The organism is Leptotrichia hongkongensis, assembly GCF_041538065.1.
Classification (GTDB): Bacteria; Fusobacteriota; Fusobacteriia; order Fusobacteriales; family Leptotrichiaceae; genus Leptotrichia; species Leptotrichia hongkongensis.
On record NZ_JBGORW010000018.1, the window covers coordinates 1 to 11,190 of the forward strand.

10 protein-coding genes are annotated in these 11,190 nt (G+C 29.5%); all 10 read left to right on the plus strand.

What is annotated here, in order from left to right:
• Positions 1-319 precede the first annotated feature (319 nt).
• The 10 genes from recG (at position 320) to ACEG17_RS09910 (ending at position 10,424) form a co-directional block, all read left to right on the plus strand.
• Complete coding sequence (gene recG / locus ACEG17_RS09865) at positions 320-2,389, plus strand: ATP-dependent DNA helicase RecG (RefSeq protein WP_372583582.1); 2,070 nt, start codon at positions 320-322, stop codon at positions 2,387-2,389.
• Between the two features lie 401 nt (positions 2,390-2,790).
• The gene (locus ACEG17_RS09870) at positions 2,791-3,675 is read left to right on the plus strand and encodes a DMT family transporter (RefSeq protein ID WP_372583583.1); all 885 of its coding nucleotides are present in this window, start codon (positions 2,791-2,793) and stop codon (positions 3,673-3,675) included.
• 523 nt (positions 3,676-4,198) lie between these two features.
• A complete protein-coding gene (def, locus tag ACEG17_RS09875; protein ID WP_039901191.1) occupies positions 4,199-4,714 on the plus strand; it encodes a peptide deformylase in 516 nt (171 codons plus the stop codon).
• Positions 4,715-4,739: 25 nt separating this feature from the next.
• Complete coding sequence (fmt, locus tag ACEG17_RS09880; protein ID WP_372583584.1) at positions 4,740-5,699, plus strand: methionyl-tRNA formyltransferase; 960 nt, start codon at positions 4,740-4,742, stop codon at positions 5,697-5,699.
• 46 nt (positions 5,700-5,745) lie between these two features.
• Positions 5,746-6,411 (plus strand): redox-sensing transcriptional repressor Rex, encoded by a 666-nt coding sequence (locus ACEG17_RS09885; protein ID WP_299570659.1) that lies wholly within the window; start codon positions 5,746-5,748, stop codon positions 6,409-6,411.
• A gap of 43 nt (positions 6,412-6,454) precedes the next feature.
• Positions 6,455-7,312, plus strand: a complete 858-nt coding sequence (folD, locus tag ACEG17_RS09890) for a bifunctional methylenetetrahydrofolate dehydrogenase/methenyltetrahydrofolate cyclohydrolase FolD (protein ID WP_372583585.1) — start codon at positions 6,455-6,457, stop codon at positions 7,310-7,312.
• Between the two features lie 19 nt (positions 7,313-7,331).
• On the plus strand, positions 7,332-7,811 hold the full coding sequence (accB, locus tag ACEG17_RS09895; protein WP_372583586.1) for an acetyl-CoA carboxylase biotin carboxyl carrier protein: 480 nt from the start codon (positions 7,332-7,334) through the stop codon (positions 7,809-7,811).
• A 36-nt stretch (positions 7,812-7,847) separates the two neighbouring features.
• A complete protein-coding gene (locus ACEG17_RS09900; RefSeq protein WP_372583587.1) occupies positions 7,848-9,137 on the plus strand; it encodes a hemolysin family protein in 1,290 nt (429 codons plus the stop codon).
• A gap of 9 nt (positions 9,138-9,146) precedes the next feature.
• On the plus strand, positions 9,147-9,599 hold the full coding sequence (locus ACEG17_RS09905; protein WP_372583588.1) for an NUDIX domain-containing protein: 453 nt from the start codon (positions 9,147-9,149) through the stop codon (positions 9,597-9,599).
• A gap of 294 nt (positions 9,600-9,893) precedes the next feature.
• Positions 9,894-10,424 (plus strand): adenine phosphoribosyltransferase, encoded by a 531-nt coding sequence (locus ACEG17_RS09910; RefSeq protein WP_021743970.1) that lies wholly within the window; start codon positions 9,894-9,896, stop codon positions 10,422-10,424.
• Positions 10,425-11,190 lie beyond the last annotated feature (766 nt).

Genomic DNA, 11,190 nt, shown 5'->3' on the forward strand with positions numbered 1-11,190 from the left:
CAAGGAAAATCAGTAGGTTAAAGATACATTAGGGAAGAAATATTTTTTTTAATATATTTTTGTCACAAATGTTTGACATCTATACACTCATTCTATTTTTATTTTTTATAAAATATAGAAAATTTAAGCAAATTATGGTATCATTATAGTAAAATCAATTTGATTTATATATAAAGATTTAATTTGAAAAGTATACTCAAACCTATTTTAAATTAAACTGCTAAAATTATATAAATTTAAGGTTTGAGTAAAATAGTCATAGCTTTTGAGTTTGGTTTTAAATAAGTTTTACTATAATATAAATAAGGCGGAAATGGATATGAAAACATATAACTTGCTTTATGAAAATTTAGAAAATGTGAAAATAAAAGGAGTTACAAAAACAAACATTCCAAAATTTAGGAAATTGGGAGTTTTTACACTTTATGACTTGCTTTATTTTTTTCCAAGAGCTTATGAGAATAGGAGTAATCATAAGAAAATTGTGGAAATTCTGGCAGATGAATTTGTGATTTTACAGGGAACGGTTGTGAATGTGGTTAATCAGTATATAAAGGCTGGAAGGACTATGTTTCGAGCGGTTTTGAGTGACGATAGCGGAATGATTGAGCTTGTGTGGTTTAATAACAGGTTTGTGAAAAATGGTATTCACATTGGCGATGAGATTACAGTTTATGGGAAAGTGAGAAAGACTGTAAAATTTCAGCTTGTAAATCCTGAGTATAAAAAAATCAATCAAGCTAGTTTTGATATGCAGGAACAAAAGCAGATATTACCTATTTATCCGTCTACTGAGTCGCTCAGACAGCAGGCAATTAGAAAAGTTATGGAAAATGCCCTAATGGATTACGGATATTTGTTGCAGGAAAATCTACCAAAGGAATTTTTACAGAAGGAGAAACTGCTTGGAAGAAAAGAGGCAGTTTTAAATATTCATTTTCCAGAAAATGAGGAAAAGCAAAGCAAAGCACGGAAAAGATTTATGCTGGAGGAAATTTTTCTTCTGGAAATGGGAATTTTGCAAAATCGTTTTAGTGTTGACAAGGCAAATAAGAATATTTATAAACTTGAAGACAACAAAAGTCTTGTGAGCAAATTTATAAAGGGTCTGGATTATGATTTGACAAAAGCTCAGAAACGTGTAATAAAGGAAATTTATTCTGAATTAAAGGCTGGAAAGATTGTAAATAGGCTTATTCAGGGGGATGTTGGTTCTGGAAAGACGATTGTTTCATTTATAATGCTTCTTTATATGGTGGAAAACAATTATCAAGGTGTAATTATGGCACCGACAGAAATTCTTGCCACACAGCATTATTTAGGAATTGTAGATGAATTTATGAATCTTGACATACGAGTGGAACTTTTGACTGGAAGTGTGAAGGGAAAGAAAAAGGAAAAACTGCTAAATGAGATAAAAGAAGGACTTGTTGACATTGTAATTGGAACACATTCTCTAATAGAGGACAATGTAATTTTCAAAAATCTTGGGCTAATTGTAATTGATGAACAGCATAGGTTTGGGGTAACACAGCGAAAACTTTTACGTGACAAGGGAAATCTTGCCAATTTAATTGTTATGAGTGCCACTCCGATTCCACGTTCACTTGCACTTACAATTTATGGAGATTTAGATGTATCAATTATTGACGAGTTGCCTGCTGGGAGAAGTCCGATTAAGACAAAATGGATACAAAATGAAATTGACAGACAAAAAATGTATAACTTTATGGAAAAGAAAATGAAAGAGGGACGGCAAGTATACATAGTATCGCCATTAATTGAAGAAAGTGAAAGCCTGAATGTAAAATCAGCACAGGAAACATACGAAGAATACATTTCAATTTTTCCAAATAGAAAAATTGGGCTTATGCATGGACGGCAAACTTACAAGGAAAAGCAGAAAGTCATGGAACAGTTTAAAAATCACGAACTTGATATTCTAGTTTCCACAACAGTAATCGAAGTTGGAGTAAACGTGCCAAATGCCTCAATTATGGTAATCCGTGACGCTCAAAGATTTGGACTTTCTTCCCTTCACCAGCTACGTGGAAGAGTTGGACGTGGAAAATATCAGTCCTACTGCTTTTTAGAATCTGAAACAACAAATGAAATTTCAACAAAAAGACTGGAAGTTATGGAAGAAACAACAGATGGATTCAAAATCGCCGAAGAAGATTTAAAGCTGCGTAATTCAGGAGAAATCTTGGGAACAAGGCAAAGTGGAGTATCTGATATGCTTTTTACCGACATTGTAAAAAATGTAAAAGAAATCAAATTTGTACGTGATTTTGTAATAGAATATCTGGAAAAAAATGATGGGAAAATAGAAAATGAATTTTTGAAAATGGATATTTATAAGAAGTTTTTTAGCAATGAAACGGAATAATGAAATGAATTGTAAAATTATTTTTAAATAAAATTATTATATTTAAATTTTAGGATTTTACATTTGGAAAACATTAAATAAGCAAAATTTCGTTAAAGGAAAAATAACTGTTTGAGCGTAGTTTTTACGAAGCGAGTTTTATTTTTTCTTTATAAGAAAGTTTTGCGTAAAGCGGGGTTGTAAGGGCATAGCGTTTGATGCCCTTACGTTACAAAAAATTGAGTAAAAAAATATAAAAATTATTATTAATCATAATATTTATAAATAAAATTATAAAAGTCTTTAAGATAGATACTTAAGAATTAAACTTTATTTTTTAAATAGTGTTTAATATAAGTTAGATTTATTTAATGTTACTAATTTATTTTTGGAAAAATTTCAAAATGATAAGGAGAAGTTTTGTGAAACAGTATTTGGCAGATTTTGGGCTGCTTTTTGTAGGGATATTTTGGGGACTTGGATTTGTATTTGTGAAGATTGGGCTGAATACAGGAGTTGATCCGTTTTATTTGTCAGCGGTTAGATTTCTTGTGGGAGGGATTATTCTTTATGGGATTTTCTTTAGAAAAATAGGAAAATTCACAAAAAATGATGTTCTTGCTGGAGTAATTGTTGGAATTTTTCAATTTTTTGGATACGCTTTTCAAACTTATGGGGCAATGCTCACGACTGCTAGTAAAAATGCCTTCTTTACATCAATTAACGTTATAATTGTTCCTTATATTTTTTGGTTTTTGCACAAAAAACGTCCTGATATTTTTGCATTTCTGGCTTCGGTTATTTGTGTAATGGGAGTTGCTGTGATAAGTTTTGACAGGAAGATGAATCTTGCAAATCTTAATTTTGGCGATATTTTGACAATTATAAGTGCGATATTTTTTGCAGGGCAAATTGCTACGAATGGATATTTCAGCAAAAAAGTTGAACCTTTAAAACTTGTCATTATGCAGATGTTTGTAGCGGGAATATTGTTTGTGGCAAATATTTTTATCTTTTCAGATACGAGCAAAATTCAAAAGCCTACAGGAATGATGCTGATTGCGATAATTTATTTAACAATCTTCTCAACGGCGATACCAACAGTATTACAGACATTCTGTCAAAAATATACAACTTCCACAAGAGCTTCAGTGCTAATGTCAACAGAATCACTTTTTGCACCACTTTTTGCATTTTTTATATTAAGTGAAAGATTATCACTTAGAGTGGCAATTGGGGCTGGATTAGTACTTTTTGCAGTACTTGTATCGGAAACAAAATTCGGATTTAGGAAGTTAATTGATTGAAAAATTTAATTTTGATATTTATAACATTCTGTTGAAATTAGTAATTTTAAATTTCTAGAAATAACAACTTTTTTAGTTTATTGAAATAATTGTTATAAGTAAAATTTATCAAGCAAAATTTCATTAAGAGAAAAAGAACTGTTTGAGCTTTTGGAATGTATTTAAAGTAAAATTTATTTTTCATATTAGAATAGTCGAGTATTCAAAAACAAGTTTTCATTTATAAGAAAGTTTTGCGTCAAGCGGGAGTAGTTCGTAGAACTTTCGCCATAATTGTTAAGTGCTAATCAATTCAAAGATGTTAAAGTAACTGATATTGTGAAATAAGAGATATGGCGTTTGATACCTCTGCGTTAAAAAAACTAATATGAAAAATTCAGAAAAACAATTAGCTTGGTAGTAGAAATAATTTAAAATAAAATTTAAATAAAAAATTAATTGATGTTTTGTATTAAAATTTATCAAATAATATGATAAAATAAAATGGGTAATAATGAGTTTAATAAGGAGAGAAAAAATAAAAATGAAAATAGTTTTATATGGACATCCAACTTTACGTGAAAAATCAGAAAAAGTTGACGTAGTTGATGATAATATAAGAGAAATTTTAGATGAAATGGTTGCTCTTATGAGAAAAGCCAATGGAGTGGGACTTGCTGCAAATCAGGTGGATATTGCCAAAAGATTTTTTGTGCTGGAACACGAAGGAGTTGTAAAAAAAGTTATTAATCCAGAAATTTTGGAGTTTTCTGAAGAAATTGCAGATATGGAGGAAGGATGCTTGAGCATTCCTGGAGTTTTTAAGAAAGTAAACCGTCCTGCGAAAATTAAAGTGAAATATTTGAATGAAAATGGGGAAGAAGTCATTGAAGAACTCGATGAAATGTGGGCTAGGGCATTTCAGCACGAATTTGATCACATAGAAGGGATCCTGTTTACAGACAAACTTTCGGTTATGAATAAAAGATTAGTTGCTAAAAAATTAGATGTTCTAAAGAAAGATTTTGCAAAAGGCAGAATTTACAGGGACTTGGACTAATAAAGTCAGGAAAGTGAGAAATTAAATGAAGACAATATTTATGGGAACACCAGAATTTGCAATACCAAGTCTGGAAGTTGTATTTAAAAATACTGAATTACAGCTTATTTTTACAAAAGAGGATAAAATAAATGCCAGAGGAAATAAAATTATATTTTCTCCCGTAAAGCAGTTTGGAATTGATAATAATGTGGAAATTATTCAGCCCAAAAAAATGAAGGATGAAGAAGTTATAAACAAAATTAAGGAAGTGAATCCTGATTTAATCGTAGTTGTAGCTTATGGAAAAATTTTGCCAAAAGAAATAATTGATATTCCAAAATATGGAATAATAAACGTGCATTCTTCACTTTTGCCGAAATATAGAGGAGCTTCGCCTATTCATTCCGCTATTTTAAATGGGGACACTGAAACAGGTGTAAGCATAATGTATATTGAGGAAGGGCTTGATTCTGGAGATGTAATTTTAAAGGAATATTGTAAAATTGCAGAAGATGATACGCTTGGGACTCTGCACGATAAATTGAAGAATTTGGGAGCGGTTGGACTTGAAAAAGCGTTGAAACTGATTGAAAATGGGGAAGTTCAGGCAGAAAAGCAGGATGATAGCAAAGCCACTTTAGTAAAGCCGATTACAAAGGAACAGTCAAAAATCAACTGGAATAGCACAAAAGAAGTTATCTACAATCAAATTCGTGGATTAAACCCATTTCCAGCGGCACATACTTCCAACGAAAAAGGTGAAAACATAAAAATTTACAAAAGTGAAAAAATTGAAAAAAAATATGAAGATGAATCAGAAAATGGTACAATTGTCGAAATTATCAATAAAAAAGGGCCTGTTGTAAAAGTCGCAAATGGAGGATTATTGATTTTGGAGGCAAAATTTGAAGGGAAAAAACTTCAAAAGGGAGTAGATATTATTAATGGACGTAAAATGGTAATTGGAGAAAAATTATTGTATAGCAATTCTAGTTCAAAATAAGAATGGAAGGCTAGATTGTAATTTTCTAATTTTCATAGGAGGAAATATGAAGTTAAAAAAAATGGAAATTTCTGAAAGAGTTGTACAAAGATTGACAGAATATTTATCTATTCTAAAAGAAGTCCGAAAACAGTATAACGAAATAAATTCCATCGAACTTGCTAAAATTATGAACACTACTTCTGCTCAGGTACGTAAAGATTTATCAACATTTGGTGAGTTTGGTGTACGAGGGAAAGGTTATGATATAGATAATCTGATAGAAATTATTACAAAAATTCTTGGAATTGATAAAATTAACAATGTGATAATTGTAGGACACGGTAAGATGGGAGAAATGCTTTCTTCAAATCTCGATGTTCTAGGTGAAGGATTTAAAATTGTTGGGATATTTGACAAGGATAAGAATAAGATTGGGAAAACAGCTGCTAATAATTTAATTGTTCAGGATATACAAAATGTTGATGAATTTATAAAAAATATGAAGAATAATTCTGATACAAGAATTGAAATGGCTATTTTAGCAGTTGTAAAAGAACAGGCGCAAATTGCAGCAGAAGGTCTTGTAAAAAGTGGAATTTCTGCAATACTTAACATGACAACTTATAAATTGGAATTAGATAAAAACATAAAAGTTGTAGATATGGATATTTCAGCAAAGTTACAGGAATTAAATTTCTGGAGAATAAATAATATAAGCGAAAAAATATAATATCGAAAGGAGAACCTGTTAAATTTAATTTAGCAGGAAAGCTATGACTATAATTGATGGAAAGGCACTTTCAGAAAAGATTTTGATAGAAATTGAACAGGAACATAGTGAACTGGAAAAGAAAGTTGGCAGAAAAGCTGGACTTGCGGTAATTATAGTAGGAGAAAATTCTGCTTCACAAATTTATGTAAGAAATAAAATAAAAGCTTGTGAAAGAGTTGGATTTTATTCTGAAACAATTAGACTTGATGAAAATATTACAGAAGAAAATTTACTTTCAGAAATAAAAAAATTAAATAATAATAGCAATATAGACGGAATTTTGGTACAATTACCACTTCCTAAACATATTGATGAATTAAATATTGTAAATGCAATTTTAGCTGAAAAGGATGTTGATGGATTTCATACGACAAACATTGGTAAAATGATGATTGGAGATGAATCAGGATTTTTGCCTTGCACACCAGCTGGAGTGATTCAGATGTTTGAAGAATATAATATTGATTTGAAAGGAAAAGATGTCCTTGTGATTGGACAAAGTAACATTGTGGGAAAACCAATGACACTTTTGTTAATGCAAAGGCACGCAACGGTTCAAACTTGTAATTCAAAAACAAAAAATCTATCTGAAAAATTACAAAAAGCAGATGTAGTAATAGCAGCCGCAGGTTATCCAAAATTAGTAAAAGCATCTGATGTAAAGGAAGGTGTAGTTGTGATTGATGTTGGAATAAACCGTGTGGATGGAAAGTTATGTGGAGATGTGGATTTTGAAGAAGTTTCTAAAAAAGCCTCTTTCATTACTCCAGTTCCCGGCGGTGTTGGTCCAATGACAATTGCAATGCTAATAAAGAATACGTTTAAATCATATAATCAAAAAATAAATAAGACTAAATAAAAAGAAAGTGAGAAAATTAATGAAAGATAAAATTAAATTTATTGAAAAATTAGCCGAAAGTATGAATGAAAATAAAATTGAATCAGTAAAATACGAAGACAATAATTTTGAAGTTTCATTGACTAAGAAAAAGAAAGAAAGAAATGTCATAGTAAATAATGCGTTAGCTCAACCTATGACTACAGCACCATCAAATATTCCGCAGGAAGTACAACCGCAAGAAACATCTGCACCAGTACAGGAAGCATCTTCTGAAGAAATTTCAGGAACACAAATTACTTCCCCAATGGTTGGTACTTTTTATGCATCACCATCGCCAACAGCTTCTTCATTTGTAAAAGAGGGGGATTCCGTTACAGAAGGACAGACACTTTGTATAGTAGAGGCAATGAAACTTATGAATGAAGTAAAATCAACAGTTGCAGGAAAAGTAAAAAAAATACTTGTTAAAGACAAGGATAGTATAAAAAAAGGTCAGACATTAATGATTATTGAATAATTTTTATAAAAATAAAAAATAAAGAAGGGATAAAATTTGGAAGAGAAGAGGATTTTGTTAGATATTATTCTATTATTGGTTTTATTGTTTTTTACATCGTTTTTATCAGCTGCAGAGTCAGCATTGTCATCGCTTAAGCAGATACATTTAAAAAGTGATTCAAAAGAAAAGGAGAAAACAAAGGAAAGCGAACTTTTAAAACTTTGGCTGGAAAATCCAAATGAATTACTTACAACACTTCTGTTTGTGAAGACAATCTCTTATTCTTCAATGGTTTTTACAGGAGTTTATTTAATAAAAAGAATTTATGCAGAAAATCTTTTTGTAGGAATTTCATTTTTTGTGTTAATTGTTCTTATCCTGATATTTTCTGAAATGGTACCGAGGCTGATAGCAAGAAACAACATCTACGGAGTTTCTAAAACATTAATAATTCCGTTAAATACAATACGAATTGTATTAAAACCGCTAATTCGCTTATTTATACATATTTCAAGATTTATTGTTGGAATATTCAAGATAAAGGTAAAAGATCAAATGTTTGAAATAACAGAAGATGAAATTTTAACATTTTTAAAGGCGGGAACAGAAAGCGGTGTGTTTGAAGAAGGCGAAGAGGAAATGATTACCAGTATTTTTGAATTTTCCGAAACAACAGTCAAGGAAATACTTACTCCACGAAGAGATGTATTTGCATTGGAAGCAGAAAGCAAAATAGATGATGTATGGGATGAAATTTTAGATCAAGGTTTTACACGTATCCCAATTTACACAGAAACAATTGACAAAATAGTAGGAACAGTCCATATGAAAGATTTACTCCGTTACGATAAGCAAACTGGAGAAAATCCTCCAATAAAGGATTTTATGAAAGAAGCCTACTTTGTTCCAATTACAAAATCTTTGATAGAATTGCTAGAAGAATTCAAGTTAAAGCAGCTTCATATGGCAATAGTTATTGATGAATATGGAGGAACACAGGGAATCGTAACAATTGAAGATTTGTTGGAAGAAATTGTTGGAGAAATAAGAGATGAATTTGATCAGGAAGAAGAAAATATTCAGCAAATTCGTGAAAAAATATTTGATATAAAAGGAGATACGCCTATTGAGGAAGTAAACGATAAATTGGATATAGAAATTCCTTTATCTGAAGAATACGATACAATCTCTGGATATATTCAAGACAAGCTGGGAAAAGTTGCCGATGTATTTGATCAAGTAAAAGACGATAAATTTATATTAAAAGTGACTGATATGGATAATAAGCGTGTGGAAAGAGTAAGAGCGATTATTATTGATCAGGAGGAAGAAAGAGAGAAATAAGGAGAAAAAATGGAAGAAGTTAGACCACGAATACGTGTGGCAGGAATTCTCATAGAAGATAATAAAATTCTGCTAATTCAACATCACAAAAATAACAAAAAATACTGGCTTATTCCTGGCGGTGGAAATGATTGGGGCGAAACTACAAAAGAAGCCTTAATTCGTGAATATAAGGAAGAAACAAATATGGATATAGAAGTTGATGAATTTTTGTTCTTTTCAGAAACAATTTCCCCAGATAAGAAACGTCATGTTTTAAATCTGTTTTATAAAATACACCGTAATAATAAAAATGATAGTATCATAAAATTAGGAGAAGAAGCAGTTTTGACAGATTTGAAATTTGTAACAAAGGAAGAATTGGAAACAATGACAATTTATCCGAATATTAAAGAAAATTTATTAAAATTAATGAATAATGAAAAAATAAGAACTGATTTAGGAAGTTTATGGAATGATTAATTAAGAAATATTTATATGTAGTCTATTAGCTGTATTATAAGTTAAATAAATCACTGAATCATAAATTTTATGTATTTAATATTTTTATAAAAACAATAAAGATAATAACTATTGGTTTTTGAAAATTATAACATTTATGTCAGTAAAATTGTTTTTGGTTTATAAAATACTGTTACATCTTAAATTTATTAAAAATTAAATTAATTCAAACAATACGAACCAAAAATTCATAAGTATAGTTGCACACAGAATTATCGTTAATTATATAATTGTAGAAAAGAGGAAGAAGAAAAAATGAAAATAGAAGAAAAAGAAAAAATAGAAAAATTAATTCGTTCGGTAGAAGATTTTCCAGAAAAAGGAGTAATTTTTAGAGATATTACAACAGCGTTAAAAGATAAAGAAGGGCTGGAAATCATCATAAAGGATTTTACAGACAGATACAAGAATAAAGGAATAGACTATGTAGTAGGAGCTGACGCAAGGGGATTTATTTTCGGAGCTGCAATAGCTTATAATATTGGAGCAGGATTTGTTCCTGCAAGAAAGCCTGGAAAATTACCTGCAGAAGTTGAAAGTGTAGAGTATTCTTTGGAATATGGTAAAAATAGTATAGAAATCCATAAAGATGCCTTTGAAAAAAATTCGAAAATATTGATTGTTGATGATTTGTTAGCTACAGGAGGAACCGCCAAAGCAATGGTTCAATTAGTAGAAAAATTAGAAGCAGAAGTATATGAATTAGCGTTTATGATAGAATTATCAGATTTAAAAGGACGAGAATTTCTTAAAGGGTATGAAGTCTACTCACAACTAAAATATTAATAAACTTCAAAAGGGATCTTTCTAATTACCATGATTAGAAAAATTCCTTTTTTTATACACAATTTTTTATATAAAAGTTATAATAATAGATAATAGGTTATTTATAAATTTTAAATCATATAATGTTTAATATTAACAGGGAGTTAACTTTTTTATATTGTATTAACTCTCGTTGTTAAGTAATGAAATTATTACAAATTTTTCTGAATAAGGAAAATAAATATAATATTTTTAAATAATTAAAATATAATTTTAATTTTTTTAATAAAGTCTATTATAAATAAATCATCGGAGCATTTTTCTATACTGAAAAAACTATCTAAACATGGCAAGTTTTTATCAATTCTAAAGAATATCGTAGATAAGTTATAGGCTATTACGTAGTAATATTATTACAATTAGGATAAACCTTTATTACAAAATAAGGATTTGTGGCAACAAGTAATTCTGCGGAAATAAAAAGAAAAAACATAGTAATATAAAAAAATAATTATTAATCAAGATATAGTAAAAATAATTTAATTGGATGATATGAATTAGCTATTAAACAACACTATTATAAAAATTTATTCCTATTTTTAAACAGAGGTTAGTATTAGTAAAAATAGTAATTTTAAGGTTTTTTCTAAGGAGTAAAAAATGGTTTACGAATAAAAATATGAAAAAAACTTTGAAAAAATGGAAAAAAGTAGTTGACAAAGGAGAGGGGATATGATAATATATATCTTGTCGATACGAAAAAGTATCGCAGGACAATAGAAGATAA